This window comes from Hymenobacter volaticus, assembly GCF_022921055.1.
Taxonomy (GTDB): Bacteria; Bacteroidota; Bacteroidia; order Cytophagales; family Hymenobacteraceae; genus Hymenobacter; species Hymenobacter volaticus.
Window position 1 is genome coordinate 2130657 of record NZ_CP095061.1, and the last position, 22297, is coordinate 2152953.

At 54.9% G+C, this 22297-nt stretch carries 20 protein-coding genes; 5 read left to right on the forward strand and 15 right to left on the reverse strand.

Features of this window, described 5'->3' with window-relative positions; all coding sequences use genetic code 11:
* Nucleotides 1-48: 48 nt before the first annotated feature.
* The 3 genes from MUN86_RS09155 to MUN86_RS09165 all read right to left on the reverse strand — a co-directional run bounded on the left by MUN86_RS09155 (nucleotide 49) and on the right by MUN86_RS09165 (nucleotide 4841).
* Nucleotides 49-1191 (reverse strand): glycosylase, encoded by a 1143-nt coding sequence (locus tag MUN86_RS09155; protein WP_245124434.1) that lies wholly within the window; start codon nucleotides 1189-1191, stop codon nucleotides 49-51.
* Between the two features lie 67 nt (nucleotides 1192-1258).
* Entirely contained in the window at nucleotides 1259-4021 is a 2763-nt protein-coding gene (locus MUN86_RS09160) for a family 78 glycoside hydrolase catalytic domain (protein WP_245124438.1), read from the reverse strand.
* A 427-nt stretch (nucleotides 4022-4448) separates the two neighbouring features.
* Entirely contained in the window at nucleotides 4449-4841 is a 393-nt protein-coding gene (locus MUN86_RS09165; protein WP_245124441.1) for a hypothetical protein, read from the reverse strand.
* A gap of 264 nt (nucleotides 4842-5105) precedes the next feature.
* On the opposite strand from MUN86_RS09165, the gene MUN86_RS09170 reads away from it, so the two are divergent.
* Both MUN86_RS09170 and MUN86_RS09175 read left to right on the forward strand, forming a co-directional pair.
* The gene (locus MUN86_RS09170; RefSeq protein WP_245124443.1) at nucleotides 5106-5840 is read left to right on the forward strand and encodes a class I SAM-dependent methyltransferase; all 735 of its coding nucleotides are present in this window, start codon (nucleotides 5106-5108) and stop codon (nucleotides 5838-5840) included.
* Nucleotides 5841-5995: 155 nt separating this feature from the next.
* Nucleotides 5996-6445 carry an acyl-CoA thioesterase gene (locus tag MUN86_RS09175; protein ID WP_245124445.1) on the forward strand — a complete coding sequence of 150 codons (450 nt, stop codon included), beginning with the start codon at nucleotides 5996-5998 and terminating at the stop codon, nucleotides 6443-6445.
* Between the two features lie 37 nt (nucleotides 6446-6482).
* Here the strand turns inward: MUN86_RS09175 and MUN86_RS09180 are convergent, their stop codons facing one another.
* Nucleotides 6483-7031 carry a DinB family protein gene (locus MUN86_RS09180; protein WP_245124448.1) on the reverse strand — a complete coding sequence of 183 codons (549 nt, stop codon included), beginning with the start codon at nucleotides 7029-7031 and terminating at the stop codon, nucleotides 6483-6485.
* A gap of 453 nt (nucleotides 7032-7484) precedes the next feature.
* On the opposite strand from MUN86_RS09180, the gene MUN86_RS09185 reads away from it, so the two are divergent.
* Complete coding sequence (locus tag MUN86_RS09185; protein ID WP_245124451.1) at nucleotides 7485-8612, forward strand: hypothetical protein; 1128 nt, start codon at nucleotides 7485-7487, stop codon at nucleotides 8610-8612.
* 77 nt (nucleotides 8613-8689) lie between these two features.
* A complete protein-coding gene (locus tag MUN86_RS09190; protein ID WP_245124453.1) occupies nucleotides 8690-10090 on the forward strand; it encodes a hypothetical protein in 1401 nt (466 codons plus the stop codon).
* Between the two features lie 224 nt (nucleotides 10091-10314).
* On the opposite strand, the gene MUN86_RS09195 is transcribed toward MUN86_RS09190, so the two are convergent.
* The 3 genes from MUN86_RS09195 to MUN86_RS09205 all read right to left on the reverse strand — a co-directional run bounded on the left by MUN86_RS09195 (nucleotide 10315) and on the right by MUN86_RS09205 (nucleotide 13565).
* A complete protein-coding gene (locus MUN86_RS09195) occupies nucleotides 10315-11298 on the reverse strand; it encodes a pyruvate dehydrogenase complex E1 component subunit beta (RefSeq protein WP_245124456.1) in 984 nt (327 codons plus the stop codon).
* A 101-nt stretch (nucleotides 11299-11399) separates the two neighbouring features.
* Nucleotides 11400-11807 carry a hypothetical protein gene (locus tag MUN86_RS09200; RefSeq protein WP_245124459.1) on the reverse strand — a complete coding sequence of 136 codons (408 nt, stop codon included), beginning with the start codon at nucleotides 11805-11807 and terminating at the stop codon, nucleotides 11400-11402.
* Nucleotides 11808-11837: 30 nt separating this feature from the next.
* Nucleotides 11838-13565, reverse strand: a complete 1728-nt coding sequence (locus tag MUN86_RS09205; RefSeq protein WP_245124462.1) for a tetratricopeptide repeat protein — start codon at nucleotides 13563-13565, stop codon at nucleotides 11838-11840.
* Between the two features lie 234 nt (nucleotides 13566-13799).
* On the opposite strand from MUN86_RS09205, the gene MUN86_RS09210 reads away from it, so the two are divergent.
* Complete coding sequence (locus tag MUN86_RS09210) at nucleotides 13800-14018, forward strand: PspC domain-containing protein (RefSeq protein ID WP_245124465.1); 219 nt, start codon at nucleotides 13800-13802, stop codon at nucleotides 14016-14018.
* Nucleotides 14019-14089: 71 nt separating this feature from the next.
* On the opposite strand, the gene MUN86_RS09215 is transcribed toward MUN86_RS09210, so the two are convergent.
* From MUN86_RS09215 to MUN86_RS09250, 8 genes are all read right to left on the reverse strand, one after another.
* A complete protein-coding gene (locus MUN86_RS09215) occupies nucleotides 14090-15220 on the reverse strand; it encodes a glycosyltransferase family 2 protein (RefSeq protein WP_311181816.1) in 1131 nt (376 codons plus the stop codon).
* Complete coding sequence (locus MUN86_RS09220; RefSeq protein WP_245125687.1) at nucleotides 15201-15530, reverse strand: YbaB/EbfC family nucleoid-associated protein; 330 nt, start codon at nucleotides 15528-15530, stop codon at nucleotides 15201-15203. The genes MUN86_RS09215 and MUN86_RS09220 overlap by 20 nt, the downstream gene beginning before the upstream one ends.
* Nucleotides 15531-15711: 181 nt before the next feature.
* Nucleotides 15712-16476 (reverse strand): T9SS type B sorting domain-containing protein, encoded by a 765-nt coding sequence (locus MUN86_RS09225; RefSeq protein ID WP_245124468.1) that lies wholly within the window; start codon nucleotides 16474-16476, stop codon nucleotides 15712-15714.
* A complete protein-coding gene (locus MUN86_RS09230; protein ID WP_245124470.1) occupies nucleotides 16455-17645 on the reverse strand; it encodes a fibronectin type III domain-containing protein in 1191 nt (396 codons plus the stop codon). Before MUN86_RS09230 ends, MUN86_RS09225 begins: the two co-directional genes overlap by 22 nt.
* A gap of 205 nt (nucleotides 17646-17850) precedes the next feature.
* On the reverse strand, nucleotides 17851-19353 hold the full coding sequence (hutH, locus tag MUN86_RS09235) for a histidine ammonia-lyase (RefSeq protein WP_245124473.1): 1503 nt from the start codon (nucleotides 19351-19353) through the stop codon (nucleotides 17851-17853).
* Between the two features lie 111 nt (nucleotides 19354-19464).
* The gene (gene hisS / locus MUN86_RS09240) at nucleotides 19465-20874 is read right to left on the reverse strand and encodes a histidine--tRNA ligase (RefSeq protein WP_245124475.1); all 1410 of its coding nucleotides are present in this window, start codon (nucleotides 20872-20874) and stop codon (nucleotides 19465-19467) included.
* A 123-nt stretch (nucleotides 20875-20997) separates the two neighbouring features.
* The gene (locus tag MUN86_RS09245; protein ID WP_245124478.1) at nucleotides 20998-21348 is read right to left on the reverse strand and encodes a hypothetical protein; all 351 of its coding nucleotides are present in this window, start codon (nucleotides 21346-21348) and stop codon (nucleotides 20998-21000) included.
* Between the two features lie 507 nt (nucleotides 21349-21855).
* Nucleotides 21856-22236 carry a YdbL family probable chaperone protein gene (locus tag MUN86_RS09250; RefSeq protein ID WP_245124481.1) on the reverse strand — a complete coding sequence of 127 codons (381 nt, stop codon included), beginning with the start codon at nucleotides 22234-22236 and terminating at the stop codon, nucleotides 21856-21858.
* Nucleotides 22237-22297: the final 61 nt, after the last annotated feature.

Sequence of the window (22297 nt, forward strand, 5' to 3'; positions counted from 1 at the left end):
TACCATCGTCTGGCACCCCTCTCCCGGAGGGGAGGGCCGGGGGTGGGGTTAGTTAGGGGAGGCTTTAGCTTCTTTTTTCTTTTTCTCCGGCGGGGCAATGAAGTTGATGTTGCTCTTGCCCAAGTCTTTGGAGGTGGCCACGGCAATACCGCGCTGGTCGGGCTTGTTTACGGCGCAGTAGTAATGGTAAACCACGCCTTTATGCTTCACTACAAACGACTTATGCGCAAATAGCTCGTCATAAGGTTCGGACGGTTCCACGAGGTTGGCACCAGTCCAGTCGGTCCAGTTTTTTAAGTCGTAGGAGCAGGCAAAGCGGTTCACGGCACCGCTCACGCCGGGGTAGAAGGCACCGAAGTAGAACATCACCCACAGCCCGTTATCCAGTTGCTGCAGGTAGGCATCGCCGCTGATGCCCTTGTGGTGGTTGATAACCGGGTTGCGCAGGTACCGCGACCAATGCGTCATGTCGTCCGAGACGGCCATGCCGATGCGCTCGGCGCCGCGCTTGGTGTCGAGCGAGTCACCGTTGGCATTGTAGTACATCACGAACGGGTGGCCGGTGAGCTTGCTCTTGTCCCAGATGACGGAGCTTTTGTAGATGGTGTGGTTTTCCCACCAGCGTACATCCTTGTCGTCGGGGCGCAGCACCGGTTGGGGCAGGCGTTGCCACTGGTGCACGGTGGTTGGGTCTTTGGTCGTGTAGGCCATCCCGATGGAGAGCAGACCTTTTTCGTAGCCGCGCGAGTTGCCGCCGAAATACGACAGCCAGTATTTGCCCTGGTAAGGTTGCCACTCGTAGCTGCCGCCCCATTTGTGGTCTTGTAGGGCCACGTAGCCTGCTTTTTGATTGGTGTCCCAATCGGTGGTGTCGGTAAAGGCCATGATTTTGCCTTTTGTTTCCCACTTCAATAGGTCCTTGCTTTGCGCCAGCCAAGTTTCGTAGCCGCGGCCGTCGTAGATGATGTAGGTCATGTACCACTTGCCGTTTTTGCGAAATACGCTTGGGCAGTCCATCTTCTTGCGGTTGTCGTCGGTCACGAGCACGAGACCGTACTTGTGCGGCGTTTTCACTTCCTCGTACACCTTCTGCATCACGTCGGCTGGCACCTGCTGCGGCTTCGCTTGTGCACGGACATAGGTCTGGTTCAGCAGGCCAAGCAGCAACAGATAGGCGTATTTCAGTTTCATGTCCGGTAAGTAAAAGTCCTGGTTTTCTGCTGTCGGGTCCCGCAAGAGAAGCCTAGCAGATCAGCTTCTATTGTGAGTTGACTACAAAATGGTAGGTGCCCGAACCCACCTGGACGCGGGTTTTGCCTTTGTTGAATCCTAAGCTGGTCAGTTCTTTGCGCTGATGGAGTTGCTGGCCGCTTTCCGTGATGATGGACGATGCAGTGGCCGGCAAATGGATGGTAGCGGTGGTATTGGCCGGGATGGTCACGGTCAATTCAAAGCGGGTACTCGTCTTTTTCCACTCGTTGGCAATCAGCCCGTAGGGCGACAGGTGGCTAGCTTTAGCGGAAGTCACGTCGCCGACTGGTTCGGGTCGGATATCGATTTTGTTGAACGCCACCGCATCCTCGGCCGGCCGAATGCCCGCTAAGCCTCCGTAGAACCATTCCATCAGGTGGCCCAGCATTAGGTGGTTGTTGGACACCGAGGGCAGCGCCGCCCACGATTCGGTAAGGGCGGTAGCGCCTTTGGTTAGTTGGTAGCCGTAGCCGGGCACATCGGCGCGGTTGTTCATTGCAAAGATGACGTCGGACCGGCCTTCGTCGTCAAGCACTTTCAGTAAGTAGCGGTAGCCAATGTCGCCGGCTGTCAGGCTGTTATCTCGGTTGCGGATGTCCAACACAATGTTTTCCACCACGGCGGCCTTGTCGGCGGGCTCCACCAAACCCATGTACACGGCCATGGCATTAGCCGCTTGGCTGCCAGTGGCGTATTGCTTGGTGCCTCTGTTGAAAAACTTCGCGTTGAAAGCAGTTTTCACTTCGGCGGCCAGCTTTTCGTAGGCCGCGGCATCGGCTGGTTTGCCCAGCAAGCGTGCAATGGTGGTTAGAATCGTAAGGTCGTAGTAGTATGTAGCGGTCCCGGTTACGCCCATCGGGGTCTGCTGCGACACACCGGGCGGCTTGGGCCCGAGGTCGTACCAGTCGCCCAGGCCTTGGCTGAGAATATACCCTTGGGCTTTGGTGCCGAGGTAGGTTACGTAGCGCTGCATCATGGGGTAGCTTTCGAGCAGCACTTGCTTGTCGCCATACCATTGGTACACGTACCAGGGTAGGATCACACTGCTGCTACCCCATTCCGGCGAGTCGCGGAACATGTCGCCGCCCCACTCAAACTTCACGTACTCCGGCGCGATTTCCGGAATCAGCCCCTCCGGCGTCTGCGACACCCGCAGGTCTTCGATAACCTTGCGGCAGAGCGCGGCAATGTCGTAGTTGTAGCGCACCGACGGACCCATCAGGTGGGTTTCCTCTTGCCAGCCTAGCTTTTCGCGGTGCGGACAATCCGTGAATACGCTGGCCATGTTGCTCTTGATAGACCAGTCAATCAGGGAGTTGGTGCGGTTGAACAGGTCGTTGGAGCAGCTGAACTCACCTACCCGCGGGGCGGCATTGCGCGTGTGCAAGGCGGTGAGCTTCAGCACTACAGGGCGGTTGTTAGGGTTAGCTTCGCCTTTGGGCACGCTGCCTTCCACCTGCGCGTAGCGGAAGCCATAGTAGCTGAAGCGCGGCTGCCAGGTTTCCACGCCTTTGCCTTTCAGCACGTAGGTGAAATAGTAGGGGCCGCCGCTGTTCTTTTGCGTGATAGTGTTGTCGTCTTTCAGCAATTCAGCAGGCAGAATTCGTACCGTGTCACCTGCTTGGCCTTGCACTTGCAACTCGATGATGCCCGAAGCATTCTGGCCGAAATCGTACACCCATTTGTTGGCGGGTAGCGACGTAATCTTCTGAGGAGCAAAGGTCTCGTGTACTTTCAGTGGATCGGCAGCCTGTGCGCTTAGCTCTGGTGGGCCACTTACTAGCAGCGCTGGTTTCCAGGTTTTATCGTTGAAACGTGGGGTGTCCCAGCCGGGCTGCTCTAGCGTGGCGTTGTAGTCCTCGCCCCCGTAAATACTGCTGAAGGTTACGGGGCCGGGTGAGGTTTTCCAGGTGGCGTCGCTCAGCACATTCTCGGTGCTGCCATCTTGGTAGTCGAGCACCACGCGACACAGCATTTTCGGGTAGCCGAAGGCGGTTTTGAGCTTGCGGAACCGGCCCTTCACGGGTGGTACGTAGTAGAAGCCGTTGCCCAGTAGTACGCCCACGGTATTGGCGCCCTTGCGTAGTTGGTCGGTCACGTCGAACGTGACGTACTGAGCGTGCTTGTCGTACTTGGTCCAGGCGGGGTCCAGAAAATGGTCGCCCACTTTCTGCCCATTCAGGTGCATTTCAAACTGCCCGAGGCCACAGACATAAGCAGTGGCGCGCTGCAGCTTCTTCCGGACGGTGAAATCCTTGCGCAGCAGCGGCAGCACGTTGTTGCCAACAAACACGTCCTTCTTGCCGTCGGTCGGTAGTACGTTGACGTGTTCGTCGGGCAGCTTCTCGTAGGCAATCCACTGGGCACCCTGCCAGTCGGCGGCAGTCAGCAAGCCCATCTGCCACCGCGCCGGCCCCGACCAAGTTGAAGCCCGTTGTGCCTGGTCCCAGACCATTACCTTCCAATAATAGGTTTCGGTAGCCTTCAGCGGAGCGCCCGCGTAGCTCACTTGGATTGAGGCGCTAGACGTTACCTTTTGCGAATCCCAAACGTTGCCGATGTTGTTGCCAAGCTGCTTTTCGGTATCAGCTACCAAGATTCGGTAGCCGGTTTGCTTGGTTGCGCGCTGGTCGGAGGTCAGCTCCCAGCTGAAAATCGGCGTAGCGCGCTGCACACCCAACGGGTTGTGCTGGTACTCACATTTCAAGTTGCTGACAGCTAGTTGCTGCGCCGAAGCCCAAGAGCAGTAGAGCACAAAGACCAGAAGCACGCAAACTGTGCGAGAGGTAAAGCACCAGCATAGTGAAAAGAGTTGACGCATTACTTTTCCTTTTGCCGAATAAGGGCCATTGTATCGAGCGGTAGCTGCCAGTAGACGTGTTATTTCAGCTTCTTACAAGGGCCGTGAAAGTCAACCATCGAGGAGGTGACGGAGGTGTGTACAAATTTAAATTCTCTGTTGCGGCCTCTGTACTGGCCTTTAGCATCTTGTTGTAGGATGTTAGCAGAGATACTTCAGCTGAGCCGTCTTAGCTACCTAACATCTTACAGAGAGGCCTGCGCAAGGCAAGTGGTAACGCAGCTTGAAAACAAAACCACCGGATGAAGTACCGCACTGCGGTACTTCATCCGGTGGCTGGATCTTTCGGGTGAGTTGCAAACCAAGCAGCACAGGCTAGGCTGCGTAATCTTCTGCCTTACTGAATCACTCGTAGCTCGTATTGCGGCTCCTCGTCGGGAGTGCCGGTTATGCGGAAGGCGCCCACGCGGCTAGGTCCGTAGCCTAAGTTCACTTTCACCCACTCGTCGAGGGCTGGTAGCATCCCAATGATTTCGCGGCGTAGCAGCGTTAGGTCGTCGCGGAGGTTTTCGAGTTGTTGCTGTAGTTCGTCAGGGTGCTGGTCATAGCTGCCGGTAGGGGGGCGCTGCTCGAACGCGCTGGCCGATGCATTTTCTTGGGCTTTATCCAGAGGCAGATTGGCGGCTTCGATCTGCGCTCTTTCCAGCTCTTTTTCGGCCGTCAGATAGGCCGCTATTTTGTCTTGGAGGGGTTGTAGAGCCGGATCAAGGTAATTTAGGTTGCTGGACATAGGAGCAAGAACATGTAGTGAAGTCTGAAACACACAACGCAGCCCGGCCGTGGAAGGATACGTAGGAAGGCAGGGAAGTTGTGAAACCGGGCGGCCATCCGTCCGTTAGGTCAACGCGCTGGCCGCGTCCACGGATGGGGCGCAAGCCAAAACGTTGAGTTTACTGTTTTCCAACTTCCCTGGCTTCCCGTTTCGTTGCTCGCTCGGCGGCTGCCTAACTTGCAGCGCGGGTTTCGCCGTCGCTTTCTTGATTTACCCTAGTATATGTCCACTTCCCAAACTTCAACGCCTGATCCGTTGGGCCACGCCCTTCTCGACTACCAACAAGGCCAACACGATGCTACGGTTACGGTTTTCAGCAACGTAGCGGAAGAAGAGCCGCTGCCCGCCAGCTACTTCTTCCGTAGCCTGTGGGAAATGCCCGAACTGGAGCGCGAAGCCCTGGAAGAGTGCCGCGGACGGGTGCTCGACCTGGGAGGCGGGGCCGGGTGCCACGCGCTGGAATTGCAAAACCGGGGGTTCGACGTGAAATCTGTTGATGTATCGGAAGGAGCCGTGCGGGTGATGCAGGCGCGCGGGGTGCGCGAAGTAGCCCGCCACAACATCTTCGAGCTAACGCACGAGTCAAGCAAGTACGATACGCTGCTCATGCTCATGAACGGCCTGGGGCTGGTCGGGACCCTCGACGGCCTCAAGCGGTTTCTGGCGTATGCACCTACCTTGTTGGCGCCCGGTGGCCAGATCTTAGCAACTTCCTCGGATATCAGCTACCTCTACGAAGACGAGGATGGCGCTCTGGTTTTCGACCTAAATGGCCCGTACTACGGTGAAGTGGAGTACACCATGCACTACGGCGACCAGACGGGCCACCAGTTCAACTGGCTGTTTGCCGACGCCAGCATTCTGCAAGATTATGCTGAGGAAGCCGGCTACGAAGTGGAGTTTTTGGGCGAGGACGAGCAGCAACAGTACCTTGCACGGCTCACCTACAAAGGTTAATTGCCGACGCTTTTACTTCACGCGTATCATTTGCTTGGACCGCGGAATGAATTTTTTGAGAAGCTAAAAGGCTGCTAGTGATTAGAATGCGCTGAAAACTGCCAACTCCTGCTAACCAGATTCAATCAACCATACAACAACTAAAACCCTATTTCATGTCTTACGAAAAGACGTTCACGGTACGCTGGGCCGACTTAGACCCAAACAAGCACATGCGCCATTCGGCATACACAGATTATGCCGCTCAGGTACGCCTTGAGTATCTGGCCGACCAAGGCTTCTCGATGGAGCGGTTTGCTCAGCTAAACATCGGCCCTATCCTGTTTCGGGAGGACACCCGCTTTCTGAAGGAAGTAGGCATGAGCGAAACCATTCGGGTGACGGCCGAACTAGCGGGCATGAGTGCCGACGGCTCCCGGTGGCGCATCATCCACACCATTTATAAAGCCGATGGGCGCGAAGCGGCCACGGTAACCGTCGATGGGGCTTGGTTGGATTTGAACTTGCGCAAACTAGCCGTGCCCTCCACGGAACTCATAGACGCTTTCACTGAATTTCCCCGCCACACCAGCTACGCCGACATCGTGCGGGAGCGAAAAGAGTAACTACTGAACGCACCTAAGTAAGCTTGCTAGGTGCGGCTTATTTCGGTGCTTTCAGAAGGGCATTGGAAATCCGCTCGATCTGCCGTTGGTGGTGCAAAATGTGGTCAACCATAAAATCCAGGGTCTGGTAGATAGTAAGCATGCCAGAACGAGGGTGCTTGAAAATAGCGTGGGAGAGGAGCTTGTCGGGGTATTCGTTGAGAATCTGCTCTAAGTGACGCCGCACCCCGTCCCACTCTTCACGCAGTTGCGCAAGAGGCGGCACCTGCTCCGGAGTAAGCTCTTTGAGCCGGGGTGGAGACTTGAATTTAAAGCCCGGCAGGCGCAGTAGCACGCGCAATAACCTTGATTTCAATAGGTGAGTGAGGCCGGCTTTCTGTAGTTCTTCGCTGTTGCGCAGCTTTTTGTCGATGTACTGGTTGATTCCAGTTTCGGAAACCAGGAGATGGTGCACCACCTGCGCCGCCGACCATTGCCCGGGCGCGGGAACCTGATGCGCCTTTTCTCCAAGCGCTTCGGTCGCTTCAAACAGGTGATTGGTAACGTGTTCCAGCTGCTCTAAGCGAAGATGCAAACGGTGGTTCATGGGGGGAGGGGGAAGTGGCGTAGCTTTGGGCAAAAGGTACGCAAAATAGCTGCTGCCAGTCGAGCTTGCACTATGCAGTTGACTTGTGGTTACTAGGCTTAATATTTTCTGTGGTTTCAGGCATCTATGTCCAATCAGTTTGCTTCTGACTCTTCTCCTACATCTATCAGTGTTGCTGAAGTTACATGGTGGCGCTTTCTAGTCCAGCCATGGCCAGCAATGGTACGGATTGTAATAATAGTGATGCTGTATGGCAACTATTTCTTGCTTGGAGGCGGGCTACAAGGGAAACGTATGCCTTACGACGCAGGTCACTACTGGGAGCTAGCTATGAAGTTTCAGCGTCACCACCAATCGTTTTCCCTGCTCTACTTTCACGATCGTACTCGTGGCTACCTCTCGGCCCTAATTCATTTTCCAGCGCTCATAATACGTTTTCTAACCAACTGCTCCATGCCTACCGCTGCTAAAGTGTTAGGTATTGGCTGGGCTACCATGCTTTTTGCCCTTCTAATACCAGCTGTTTGGTATAATTTGTCTGGGCGACGTGTGAGTGGCAGCCGGTGGCTGATGCTGGTACTCCTAGCTGCCGTTTTCTGGCGCGACCATTTCAGTTTTACCACTACCGATATACCTGCTTTGACGCTATTGTTGTTGGTGCTGTGGGCAGTCAGTCGCCCTAGCATTATGTGGTGGCTGGTGGCTGGTCTAGCTTTAGCGGCCACATTCAATGTCAGGCCGATGTATTTAGCGGCAGTAGCACCGGCGTTGTTGTTAGCGGGGTGGTGGAGCTATCAACACGGACCTCGCTGGCGGGGCTGGCGGTGGCTGGCACTTCTGGTCGGAATGGGAGTGGCACTAAGTCCGCAGCTAGCCATCAATCAGATTTACTTTCACCACAATACCCCACTGGCTTTGGCTAGGGTGTCTGATAATGAGACAACTCCACTTTATCTGAAACAGCTCACATGGGGCACTCGCGTTCTACGCTACGATACCGACGTAGATCAACGTCTAGTTTATGCCGATTCAGCAGGATTAGCTGTGCTTCATCACGAAGGTATTACGGAATACGCATCATACGGGCAGTTTTTTAATATTGCTCTTCGTCACCCATTCAACTACAGTTGGCGTTATATACGCCATCTTTTTAATGGCCTCGATATTCAGCAACCTGCTCCTTATTTGATTAAGCCATACGGCTCGGAGCGACCTTGGATGCAGCTACTTAACTACAGCGTTCTGGGAATAGGAGTGAGTATAGTATTAGAATGGAAATCTGACCATAGATTGCGGTGGCCTAGAATCTGGGTGTTATTGGCTTTACTGCTGCCGTGCCTCGTAGCCATTCCAACAGCTATCGAATGCCGCTTCTTGGTGCCGCTACACTTGCTAATACTCTCCCTCGTCTCCTTTCAGTTCCGGCTGTGGCACTGGCTACGCGCTATGCGTTACCAGCCCGCGCTACTTGTGCCAGGACTGCTGGTAGCGGGGCTGTGGCTGTACGGATGCTTCTGGCTTTCGGCCGCTACTGCTCGCACTTTACAACCCGACCGGGGTAAGTCCTTGGTTGACGACTAACTTCAGTTTGTCTAAGTGTGAGCATATTACCTTTACTCTTTCGTCAAGCTTAGCAGCTTGCTCTAAATCGACTTCTCTTGCCATACTCTGCTTCGTCGCGCTCTGCAAGCCACCCATTACGAGCTTACTGGCCGCTAATTATACTGATTTTAGGTGTGTACTTAGTGTATCTGCCGTTTTCGGGTTATACCAAAATGTACTATGATGCGCTGTACTATTGGTTTATTTCCATCTATTTCCACCATGAAGGCAGTATTTCTCTGCTGAACTACCACGATAGTCTGCGCGGCTACTTACTACCGCTACTGCTGTTTCCCTTTCGCATCATTCAATATTATACCGAGGTGCCACCTATTGTATTTGGGCGGGTCATCGGGGCCTGTTCTGCCGCATTAGGGTTCGGTTGGATTGCTCCGGCGCTCTGGCAGATAGTGCGCGGACAAGCCTCCCCGTTAGCCTGGCCGCGCCGGCTGGCTTTCGCCGCGCTGGGGTTCGCACTGTGGCGCGACTATTTCAACTTCACCATGTCCGATTTTCCAGCGCTGTGGATGCTGGGGCTGGGGTTGCTATTACTATATCGGATACATGGAGTAGGGTGGACGGTGGCTGCTGGAATATGTCTGGCCGCGGCCTATAACATCCGTCCCAGCTACCTCATTGCCGCGCCATTTTTTCTGTGTGCACAGCTGCTGGTGCCTTACGGCAACGTGAGGCAGCGGGTGGTGAGCACTGTGGCACTAGTGCTAGGCGCAGCATTAGTATTGGTGCCCCAATTGATTATAAATCGCCATCAGTTTGCGCAGAATACGCCCATGGTGCTGTCGTACATCGAGGGTTTGGAAACCAACAACCTTTACCGCGAAAAGATGAAATGGGGTCTGCTGCACCAAAAATACGAAACCACCCTCGACCGCAGCTACCCCGATCCAGTAATGATTTTCCGGGATGTAGTCGGCGAGAAAATGGTGCGCGACGAACACATTACCTGGTTCGATTCTTATACTGACTACTTTCAACTGGTGTTACGCCACCCACTGGTATTCAGTAAGATGTACGCCCAGCGCCTCTTCAATGGCCTCGATGTGCAATACCCTACACCCTATATCCGTCAGATTTACGTTTCTACGCTCGGCCTAGCCTGGCTGAACTACACCGTGTGGTTCGGGGCCGCTCTGGTGATACTGCGGGCCCATTTCCGGCGTTGGTCCATGCAGCAGTGGCTGATACTGGCCGTGCTACTGGTGCCCTGCCTGCCCATGCTTCCGATGAGTATGGAATGCCGATTTCTGCTGCCGCTGCATCTGCTGTTATACGCTGCGCTCTGCTTCGGTTGGCCCTCTCAGTGGCGACCGGGCAACCTCCGCCACCATCAGCTGGTAGCCGTAGCTGCCGCTTACATATTGTTTATAGCGCTCTGCTTCTACTCTTCTGCTACTGCGCAAGCCACACTAGAATTCGGCCCCCGCTCGTTGTGGTAGCGCATTGTCAGAAGAATAAAATGAACGGCAATGCTAAGCTCATCAAGCATATCTACTGCTTTGTTGCGGACAACAGAAGTTAGGCTTAGCAGTAGAGATATTACCGCAAGCTCATCAGGCCTGTTTTTCTAGATAAAGCAGCCAACAAAAACACCCCGTCAGCATATGCTGGCGGGGTGTTTTTGTTGGCCTACGAAATTTTGAAAGTCCGTGTAGTTCGTGGTTTAGGCTTTCTGATACGTTACTTCCTTCACTGCCTGTACCGTGCGCGCTACGTTGGGCAGCGAAGCTTCGATAAGGGTTGGGGCGTAGGGTAGAGGTACGTCCATGCAGGTAACACGAACTACGGGGGCGTCCATGTAGTCGAAGGCGCGGCGCTGCACTACGTAGGCCAGCTCGGAGCTGATGCTAGCCAGCGGCCAAGCTTCTTCTACCACCACCATGCGGTTGGTTTTCTTTACCGAAGCTATCAGCGTATCGTAGTCGATGGGGCGTACGGAACGCAGGTCGATTACTTCGGCTTCGATGCCATCTTTGGCCAACTCGTCGGCGGCAGCCAGAGCGATTTTCATCATCTTGCCGAAGCTCACGAGCGTAACGGATTTGCCTTGGCGCACCACATTGGCTTTGCCGATTTCCAGCAGGTACTCTTCCTCGGGCACCTCGCCCTTGTCGCCGTACATCTGCTCCGACTCCATGAAAATCACTGGATCTGGGTCCCGGATGGCGCTTTTCAGCAAGCCTTTCGCGTCGTAGGGGTTCGAAGGAACCACCACTTTCAGGCCGGGGGTGTTGGCATACCAGTTCTCGAAGTTCTGCGAGTGCTGCGAGGAAAGCATACCGGCGCTGCCCGTTGGGCCGCGGAATACGATGGGGCAAGAGTATTGCCCACCCGACATCGAATAAATCTTCGCTGCCGAGTTGATAACTTGGTCGATGGCCACCAACGAGAAGTTGAAGGTCATGAACTCGATAACCGGGATTAGGCCGTTGACGGCAGCGCCTACCCCGATGCCGGCAAAGCCTAGCTCGGCAATCGGCGTATCAATTACGCGCTCCGGGCCGAATTCATCGAGCATGCCTTGGCTTACTTTGTAGGCCCCGTTATACTCGGCTACTTCTTCGCCCATCAGAAACACGCGCGGGTCGCGCCGCATTTCTTCAGATAGCGCTTCACGCAGGGCTTCCCGGAATTGAATGGTCCGCATAGATGTCAGTTAGCAGAAAGTCGAAAAGTTGAAAACAGCAAAAAAACCGGCCCAAGCCGGTGCGTAAAGCTACGACGAGCAGCCCGGTTGGGCAAGCTGGATCAGGATTCAAGTTGAATCCGTACAGTATCCGCGTTGACTTTGATTCCCCATTCACTCTGGAATACTAGCTGCAAGTCGTACTCCATTGGTGGATTAGGGTCCACCCAAACATCATCGAAATCTGTTCGTGCTTCAGAGGATGTACAGCAAATATCACGCAGGCAATCATCCTCACTAATGGGATATTCTGGGTCACGCGCCTTCACTTGGAGGTAGCTGACTTGCTCGAATATCAAGTGTAAAGCTTGTGCTGATGCATTTTTTGCCCACTCGCCCGATGACTTCTGCCAAGAAAGTATCAGCCTAGCTTCTACAGGTACATAAGTGAGCTGGCTAAACTTGTAGTCGTTATGTAGATCGGCATAGCCGCCATAAGGCCACTCCAAATCGATGTTCTGAACCGCCAATTACAAAGTTCAACAGTTTCATAAATGGACTTAGCGCAGCACTTCCAGAAACGTCTTGCTACGCGCCATGTCCATGAATTCTAGGTCCTCGACGGCGCGCTGGGCGAACTTGCGGTCCAGTTGCACGGCGCGGCGTAGGTTTTCGCCCATTTGAGCTTCGTCTTTTTGGCGGGCAGCCACTACGGCTAGGCAGTAATAGGCCAGTGGGTCATTAGGTTTGAGCTTCAGTGCTTCCTCGTAAATGTTGTGAGCACCCGCATAATTGCTTTTTAGCATGAAGATGAGAGCCCGGTTCATTGTGTTCTGGTAACTTTTCGAGCTGTAGCTGAGGCTACCTATGGCGTCATCAAGCTGGCCGACTTCAATTTCTAGGGCAGCTTTATCGGCAAAAATTTTGTCCAGTACCGGGCGCGGCCCGCCGAGCTTGATGGCGTAATCGTAGTTTTGGAGGGCTTCTAGCTTGTCGCCGGCACGGTGGTAGGCGGTGGCTACGCGATAGAACATGGTGGCCGTAGGGTTGCGGTGCGCGGCCAGCGTGAAGTTGACGCCGGCGCGGCGCAGATAAGCCCGGCGCACTTTCTCATTAACTTCTTTTTCGGAGCGCTGGAGCAGTACTACGGCTAGGTTGTGGTAGGCTTCCCAACGGCCCGTGGCAGCAACCGAAGTTTCGTAGATGCGTTGCTTTTCGGCCAGTAGCGGCGTGAGCGTGGCGGAGTAGCGCAGTTCTTCGGGCGTCAGCACATCTACTTCCGCCTGCTTTTCCACTATCTTTTTCGAGAGCAGATAAATTTCGGAATCATAACGCTTGGGCGCGCTGTATTGCACGGCCACCGTCCCGAAACGCAACACGGGGTAGATGTATTGCTCCAAGTAATCGAAGTACGTGAGCTTGTGCAGGCTCTTTTCCTTTTGGGCGTAGGTGCCGGGCGTATCGTTGATGAGCAACAGCACCGAATCTACCTGCTGCGGCTTAAGCGCCGACTGCTGCACCTTGCTCAAGAACAGGTCCCAGCGGCGGTGGTAGGCTTCCGTTTCAAAGTCAATCTCGTTGACTTTATTGAGATAGGAATCGGTATCGACGCGTTTTTTGTAGTAGCGCAGTAGGGCTTGCACACGCTTGTCGGCTAGGCGGACGTCGCGGGAGTCAATGGAGTCGGGAGAGTGGCCCGCTACTATCATCACCTTGTCGGTGTGCTGGTTGGCTTCAATGAAATCTTCCAGCGCGGCTACGTTGGTGCCGAGGTAGTTACGGATTTCCGACTTGCCGTTGTCGAAGAAGAAAGGCAGCACGCGGGTGCCGCCCATGTTGTTGTCGGCTGTTTCGGGAAGCAACGTAATGGCCGTATCCTGCCGCACAACTAGTTGCCCGGTGCTCACGATACCGCGGGCTACCCGGGTTTCTTTGCCTTTTAGCTGCTTGCCATTGGGCTTTAGCTCACGTACTTCGGCCAGCGCTAGTAGTTCACCGGGGCTTTTGTTGGGAGTATACGGAAAGGAAACCTGCTTTTTAATAATCAGCAGATCCTTCCGCACTTCATCGTAGGTATACTCGCCTGACAGGAAAGTGAGGCGGCCCAGTGTGTCTTGCCGCAGGCCGTTGTCATAGCGGTAGCGTAGGTTTAGGTCAAACGCGGCGCCCTTCTTTAAGTGCTTAGCCGGTACGCGGGCTGTTACTTCAAAAAGTACGTTTTCTCCGTTGGTTTCCAGCACAGTAGGCTGCACACTCACTTGTTGTCCGGCTTCTGCAACCTTGAGCATCCGGGGCAACGTACAACTAGGTAAAGTACCTGCCAGAACTACTAGCAGCGAAAATGAAATTAAAGGCAAAGAACTTCTCATAGGCAAACCAAGCGGGCGGGATTTCCGCAAGCAAACGAAAAACTAGCCGGGGAAGAGGTATATTAAACGGAATTTGCGGAGACGAGCTTGTTTGACCTAGCGTATCTGCTTATTTTGTACAGAGTTAACCACCGAACTTAACGACGAATAGCTATGAAAAAAATTACCGACTACATTGAAAAGCAGAGCTTCGGCGTCTGCAATGCACTCGGCAATCGGCTGGGTTTTTCCTCGGGCAGCGTGCGGCTATCGTTTGTGTATGCTTCGTTTTTCACATTTGGGTCGCCTTTAGTTCTCTACTTTGCCCTGGCTTTTTGGATGAACGTACGCCGCGCCATGCGTCAGCAGCGCAGCACCGTTTGGGACTTGTAGAATCCGAAGCTTCTAGCTGATTTCTCGAACCTGCTTCTACTAGAGGCAGGTTTTCTTTTTTAGAAGTGATGCTAAGCCGCACTAAGCTCTGAAAACCGCCGCTTGCCTTGTGCGAAGTACGCCCACACTAAACTGCCTTGGTAGACTGCGGGCCGCTGCGAAGCGAGCAGGCGCGGAGGATACGTACGCCGCTGTTGCTGCCAGTAGCTGCGGTTGCGGTAGAAGTCCCAATGGGCGCGCAGAATAGCGCGGGTGTCAGGGGTGGCGCCTTGCAGCAGGAAACGCAAGGCAGCTACCCAGTCCAGCACCAGCCGCGTAATCAATACGCCAGTTAATTCCGAGGCGGCAGTGTTTTTATAGAGCATGGCCAGCCCATTACGGAAGTTGAGGTAGGTTTTGCGCGGGTTCGATTTGTGTAGGGTGCCGCCTCCTACGTGGTACACCACGCTGCCTCCGTGGTACCACACCTCACGCCCGCTGTTCCAGAGCCGCCAGCACAGGTCAATTTCCTCCATATGCGCGAAGAAAGTCGGTTCGAAGCCGCTTTGCGCGTGCCAATCTTCGGCCCTGACCATCAGGCAGGCGCCTGTAGCCCAGGCCACCGGCCGAGGGTCGTCGTACTGGCCCTCATCTATTTCCAAGGTATCGAAGAGGCGGCCGCGGCAGAAAGGGTAGCCGAATCGATCGAGGTAGCCACCGCCCGCCCCAGCATATTCGAACAGCTTACGCTGGGCAGGGTCGTCGCTGTACTGACGAATTTTGGGTTGGCAGGCGGCCACGGTGGGGCGTTGCTCTAGTAAGTCGCGCTGGGGGCGCAACCAGCCGGACGTCACTTCCACGTCGGAATTCAGCAACACGTAGTAGCGAAATGCGTTTTCTGGCTTGGAAACCGTAGCGACAGAAACTGGCGGTGGGCTGCGCAGCGCCTCGAAGGCAGCGTTGTAGCCTTCGCAAAAGCCTAGGTTAGAAGTGAACTGAAGAAGGCGTACCTGCGGAAACTCTCGCTGCAGTAGCGTTATCGAGTCGTCGGTTGAGGCATTGTCGGCTACAATGATGTGGGCACCATCGGAACAGGAAAGTACAGACGGCAAAAAACGGCGCAGCCACGCTGCGCCGTTCCAATTTAGAATGACGACTGCTACATCATCACAAAGCACTGAAGCTGGTATGGGCACCGCCAAATCAGAGGCCAAAACTGCCAAGGTCGAGGCCGGGAATATTGGGAATCAGGCCGCTGGTTTTGTTTTTCATTTCCTCTTTGGCCTTTTCGCCGGCTTCGTTGAGCGCCTTATTCACGGCGGCCACCACCAAGTCGGACAGCATTTCTTTGTCGGACAGCAAAGAATCATCGATTTCAAGCTTCACAAGGCGGTGTTGGCCGTTGGCCGTAGCCCGTACCAAGCCGCCACCGGCTTCCCCAACGGCGGTTACAAACTGCATTTCTTGCTGGGCCTGCTGCATTTTCTCTTGCAGCTCTTTCATTTTGCCCATCATGCCCATCATATCAAACATAGGTCGTCTTTTTTCAGAGTGGTTGAAAGGAAGCCAGGCCTCCATGTAAACAAAGGTACGTCAGCGGCCAGCCGGAGATACATGTTCTACTTGCCTTTGGTCGACTCAGTACGCGGATATTAGTCGGAAACAAGGCTTAGTGGCAGCCATTACCTAACCAGCCAGCGCAGAAGCAAGGCACTTACTTAACTATCGTGACGGTGCCGCGCTGCACCACTAGTTGGCCAGCTTCGTCGATTGCTTCGAAGCGCCAAACGAAGGAACCAGGTACTGGAGCCTGATTGCGGACGCGGCCGTCCCAGGTTTGGGAAGAATTGGTACTTTGAAATACCTCTTGGCCGTTGCGGTCTGCCACCGTAAAGCGGTACGTTTTCAGGAAGCGGCCTTTCACTTCCAGCACATCGTTGAGTCCGTCGCCGTTGGGGGTGAAGGCTGTGGGCACGAAGGCTTCGAGGCGCCGCGTGACGCTGGCAATGTTGGAATAGCTAAGGCCTGGTAGACCAGACCCCGTCACTTCGAGGCGGTAGCGTACCTGCTGCGAAGTAGCGGGGGGAGCAGCATCCACGTAGGTGTTGCCTGACGCAATAGGCAGGCTTCGTAGCACCGAATTATCAGGATTGAGCACCAGCAGGCGGTAGCTTAAGTTCCCGGTTGCCCCCCGCAACTCCGACCACGTCAGGCGCACCGAAGAACCGCGGAAATCGACAAGCACGGCGGCCAGCACGGCGGGGCAGAAGGGGGCACTGTCGGCGGAGCGGTTCGAGCAGTCATCAACGAAGCCGACCTGGAAGCACGGAGCCGAGTCGGGACTGAAGCTAGTAACTGAAGAGTCGCGCAGAATCCGGCTGGGTGTGGTGGCTAAGGTGCGGGTGCCGCTTGCGTACGTTAACTGACCAGTAGCAGGGGCACGCGGCACGCTAGCAGTTAACTCGATTCGGTTGCGCAAGTCAAATGACGCAAATAGGCGTGGGGTAGCGGGGGCTGGGTAGCGGTGGCCCGCACCTGCACTTCATTCGAAACAGAGGCACTGGTGCCGGAGTAGCGAGCCGTGAGGCGGTAGGTGTACTGCACGCCGCAGGTTACCGAAGTATCAGAGTAGGCGCGAGCCGATGGCTGTAGCGGCACTACCAATGGCGTGCCGTTGCGAGTTAGTTCGTAAGCGGTAGGGTTGTCAAGCAGTTGCCAGTTCAGCTCGTTCCGGCGTTCGGCGGGCGCAGCAGTTAGCGTGAGGGTGGAAACTGGGGTAGAGGTGCTTACTTGCTCTGTGCAGGCATCGGCGGTGCGCAGGCGGTAGCGGCCCGGCTGCGCATTAGGTACCGTGAACGAGGTAGGGCTATTTTGCACCGTAGCAGGCAAGGGCTGATATACACCAGAACCATCTTCACGCTCTACAAAATACCGGTAACCCGTAGCCAGCGGCGCCACATCGAGCAGGGCACTAGTGCCTTGCAGGGTAATGGTTCTGATGACGAGGGCGCTAGGAGCCGCAAGCTGCAAAATAGGCTTGGTAGCTGCGTTGGTGCACAACCTGTTGTCTGCATACCGTCCTGTCACGGTAATAGTGTTTGCTCCGGCAGGAACCGGGTAGCTAACCACGGCACCTGGCGCTGCCGTAACAGGCGTACCACTACCAATTTGTACATCATAAGTATCGTATGGGGTATCTGGTAGGGTCACTTGGACCGACCCCGGGGCGCAAGCCGCCACCGTGAAGTTGGGGACCGGGCTGTCTACCACCTGAAATACTTGATAGTAAATCGTAGAAGTAGAGCCCCCAACCGCTTGGCTGTTTTCCGTTACGGTGATGAATCCTGCTTGGGTAGGAGTATAGGTTGTGGAAGCCGCTACAAAGCCTGGGCCGCAGGGATTAGGCAGTACCGCATTGCCCTGCGTCACTTGGTAAGTATACACTAAGCTAAGGTCGCGGCTAGAGCAGGGGGTAAAGCGTACTGCGCGGCCAACACAAAGCCGATCTACTATGGTGCCCGTTCGCGCATCCGTCACCTCGAAGGTACATGCGGGCGCGTTGGGGGTAACCGGGCAAGTTTGCGCCTGCACAACTTCCGCTACCAACGAACTGCAGCCGATAAAGAGCCAGAAAAGTAAGTGTTTCACAAAAGGCATGGAACGCTGAAAACCAACCAGAAGAAAAGTGCTTGCTCGATGCAATAAAAACGCCTTGCCTGTTTTAGTCTGGACTAACTGACGCCTTTCACCCCCAAAGGTAAGGCTACGGCAAAGACGTTGACTTCATCCGACGGCAGTTCGAACAGAATCATCCAAGCAAACCCACGTTATTAACCTACAAACAAATAAAATATTATACCCACTCATACGCCCGCACGAAAGCAACGGCAGCCTGCAGATCGGGGTAGAGCACCCGGTCGCGGCTCACGAAGTTGACTTTCGCGCGAAAAGCAGTTAGCACTTGCTCTAGCGCTTCCGAGGTGCGAGCGGGACGGCGGAAAGCCAGCGCTTGAGTTGCTGTGAGCAACTCAATAGCCAGGATTTGCTCGACATTCCCAACTACGCGTAGTGCCTTGGTGGCGGCGTTGGCGCCCATGCTCACGTGGTCTTCTTGGCCGTTGCTGCTCACAATGCTATCTACCGAAGCCGGGGTACAGAGTTGCTTGTTCTCGCTCACGATGCCGGCGGCCGTGTACTGCGGAATCATCAGTCCCGAGTTTAGGCCAGGCTCTGCCACTAGGAAAGGCGGCAACCCGCGTTGGCCGCTGAGAAGCTGGTACGTACGCCGCTCCGAGATGCTGCCTAGTTCGGCGGTAGCTATAGCCAGCATATCGAGGGCCAACGCCAGTGGCTGCCCGTGGAAGTTGCCGCCGCTCAGAATCAGGTCGTCGTCGGGAAAGAGGTTGGGGTTGTCAGTAACGGAATTGCACTCTGTCTCCAGCACTTGTTGCACGTACGCCAGCGCGTCGCGCGAGGCGCCGTGTACTTGGGGCAGGCAACGGAAAGAGTAGGGGTCTTGGACCACCTTCTTGGGCTGTTGCTGCAGCTCGCTGCCGCTTAACAGCTCACGGATTCGTTGGGCCACCACTTGCTGTCCGGCGTGGGGCCGGATACGGTGCAGACGCTCGTCAAACGGCTCACTGCGCCCATCAAAAGCCTCCAACGATAACGCGCCAAGCACATCAGCAGCATCGAGTAGGCGTTGCATCCGCAACAAGCAGTGCACACCATAGGCCAGCATAAACTGAGTACCATTGAGCAATGCCAGTCCTTCCTTTGCTTCTAAGGTGAGTGGCGTCCAACTGAAAAGACTGAAGGCATCGGCGGCGGCGAGGCGGTAGCCTTGGTAATTCACTTCACCGAGGCCCATCAGCGGCAAGCACAAATGAGCCAGCGGTGCCAGGTCGCCGCTTGCACCCAAGGAGCCTTGCTGATACACCACCGGCAGAATCTCGCGGTTGTAGCAGTCCAGCAGGCGCTGCACGGTGGCTAACTGCACGCCGCTGTGTCCGTAGCTCAAGCTTTGGGCTTTCAGCAGCAACATCAGCCGTACTATTTCAGCGGGCACCTCGGCACCGGTACCACAGGCGTGCGACATCATTAAGTTGATCTGCAACTGGCTCCGGTCGGCGGGCGAAATGCTGGTGTTGCACAGCGCCCCGAAACCGGTGTTGATGCCATACACCGGCGTATCGGATTGGGCTAGTCGTTCGTGCAGGTAGGTATAGCAGGTCTCGATGCGCTGGCGGGCTTCCGCGGAGAGGGTCAGGCGAGTGTTGTCGCGGAGCAGGTGCCCGAGGGTAGCTAGGTCGAGGCGGGCGGAAGGGGTAAGAGCGTAATCGTCGTTGTGGGGCATGGGAGAGGAAAAGCAGCGGGTGGAGCCCCAAAAGTGAGTTTTTCCGGGGGAATAGAAAAGGCACCGCCGCTCTAGCAAGCTAAAGCGGCGGTGCCTTCTTTGTGTTGGTGGCTAGCCTGCCAGTTCTGTCAGTACCGCTTCAAGTGAAAGCAGCTTTTCTTCGCCAGTGCCCATGTTTTTGAGTTTAAACTGATTGGCGCTTCGCTCCTCCGAGCCCTGCAGCAGCACAAACGGAATGCCCTTCTGGTCGGCGTACTGGAGCTGCTTCTTGAGCTTGCCCGCTTCCGGATACAGTTCGCTGGCTACTCCGGCTTCGCGTAATTGGCGCAACACAGGCAGCACGGCCCGTTCGGCTTCCGCATCGAAGTTGGCTACCAAGCAGCGCGTGGTAGTAGCCACGGCTGGCGGGAACAGGTTTAGCTCGTCGAGGCAGTCGTACAGCCGGTCTACGCCAAACGAGAAGCCTACCCCCGATACCCCCGGCAGCCCGAACGCCCCGGTGAGGTTGTCGTAGCGGCCGCCGCCGCTCACGCTACCCATGTTCACGTTGTTGATCTTGATTTCGAAGATGCAACCCGTATAATAGCTTAGGCCGCGGGCCAGCGTCACGTCGAAATCCAGGTTGCCGAATTGTTTGAACTGGAAGCCTTGTAAGTATTCGTACACCCGCTTCAAGTCCTGCAACCCCTTGTAGCCATCAGTAGTGGCATTGTCGGCATCAACGCCCGCGGTTACAAAACCGGCTAGTAGCCGCTCCAACTTTTCCTCGAAATTGCCTTCTACGCCGAGTAAGGCAAATAACTTGCCCATAGCTTCTTCCGAGAATCCACGGTCGGCCAACTCCTTGCGCACACCCTCCACGCCAATCTTGTCGAGCTTGTCGATGGCAGTGAACAGATCCACTTCGGTGCCTTCACCGCCCAGGGCCTGATAGATATTGCGCAGGACACCGCGGTGATTGATTTTGATGGTGAAATCCGTTAGCCCCAACGTGTTCAGCACCTCGCACATCATCAGCACGATTTCCGCCTCACACAGCAACGAGTTGGTGCCCACCACGTCGGCGTCACACTGATAAAACTCACGATACCGGCCGCGTTGAGGCCGGTCGGCGCGCCAAACCGGCTGAATCTGATAGCGCTTGAAGGGGAAGGTGAGCGTGCCGCGGTTCATCACTACGTAGCGTGCAAACGGTACGGTGAGGTCGTAGCGCAGACCCTTTTCGGCCACCTTGGGTAGTACGCGCCGAGTGGCTTTGCCGTCTTCGTTGGTTAAGTCGACCGCAGTGACATCTTTAAGGAAGTCGCCGGAGTTGAGAACCTTAAATAAAAGTTGGTCGCCTTCGTCGCCGTATTTTCCAGTCAGCACCGATAGGTTCTCGAGCGTTGGCGTCTCCAGGGGGGCGTAGCCAAACTTTTCGAAGGTCCGGCGAATAATGCCGAAGATATAGTTGCGGCGTGCCACCACGGCCGGGCCAAAGTCGCGGGTGCCTTTAGGAATGCTAGGTTTTGGGGTGCTCATCAGGAAATAAGTAGAAGCAGATCGGAGCGCAAAACTACGCAAACCGCGCGGCGGTACCCGGCCTTACTTGATTAAGTGAAGCCGAGTACCGCTTTTTACTATTCCTGCCTTGATTTTTGTGAGCTAGTGAGGAGAATTTATTTCATCTACAGCATCTAATAGTGAGGGCACGAGCATGGGCTGAGAGGCCGCATCAAGGTTAAGAAAATGGTGACTCACCGCATTGGGTACGTGGCACAGCACCAGCCGTCGGCTTTGGGTTCGGAGCATGAAGGCGTAAGCCAACAGCAAATCCACCGCTTCTTCGGTTAGCCTTTCCACTAAGCTGCAATCCACTAGCACAGCGCGTTTTTCGCTGCGGCTGGCTCGGTGTAGCGCCCGGGTAAGTTTTACTTCGCCTTGCTGGCAGGCAATATCAGGTGAAAGAATCAGTAGGAACCCGTTAGGGAGCATTTCTCGGTAGACGTCAAGCATTCGCGAGATAACAGGATTTGAATAAGAACCACACTAAACCAATCTTGCTGAACTCACTCCGAAGAGTGGTTCGATATTAATCATTATTCGGTTGCGAAGATCGGGGATTATATCGTGTATGAATTGCTTTAGTTGCTTCTAAAACAGAGATTCTAATAGCATTTATACTTTTTGTTGTTCTAGCCCAATAAGTTGTTTTCTGGCATTTGGTGGCGCTGTAGTCGTTTTGGTAAAAGTATAATATATCGTAGTAGCTCCTCATTGCATAGTCAGCGCCTTGACTGTTAAGGCAATACCTACACGGAGCGAAAGCTCAACATTAGGCCTGCAGTATATGGGACTTACTAAAGCGCCGCAGTAGTGTATACTGTGGCGCTTTAAAAGCGGAAGCCCCCGCTTATCAACATAATTCGTTGAACGATTATGCCGACAAGCGGGGGCTTTCAGGGGTGCTGCTACCTGCCTGGAAGGTTATGTAGTGCGCGGTAGAGCCCGTGCTGGCCTCACTTAGCGAGTTGCATATTCCCGCAAGGTGTGACGATTCAGGGCAACCAGCTTGGTTGAAACCATAGAGTTGGACTGCATGCGCTGTACTTGCTGAAGGGTAGCACCAAGCATCTTGGCTACACGGCGGTGAGCAGCGCGGCTCTTGCAAGGATTCAGGCACAAGCCATCCAAACGCTCTTCGTACAATAGCTCGTGCTGGTCGTTGTAGAACTGCACTACGGTATGGCTGCGGTCACTTTGGTCGGTTACCAAGCTCCAGTAGCCTGATTTTGCTACCATAGGGGCTTCTGAGTAAACCACTTTTTGGGCCATAGCCATAGTGGCAGAAAGCATGAGCATCAAGCACACCAAACTCAAACGGGAAATCAGGGAAGTTTTCATGACAGGAATGGGTTTTAGAGAATATGAAGTAGAAGGGAAAGGAAAATTTTGAAAACAGGGT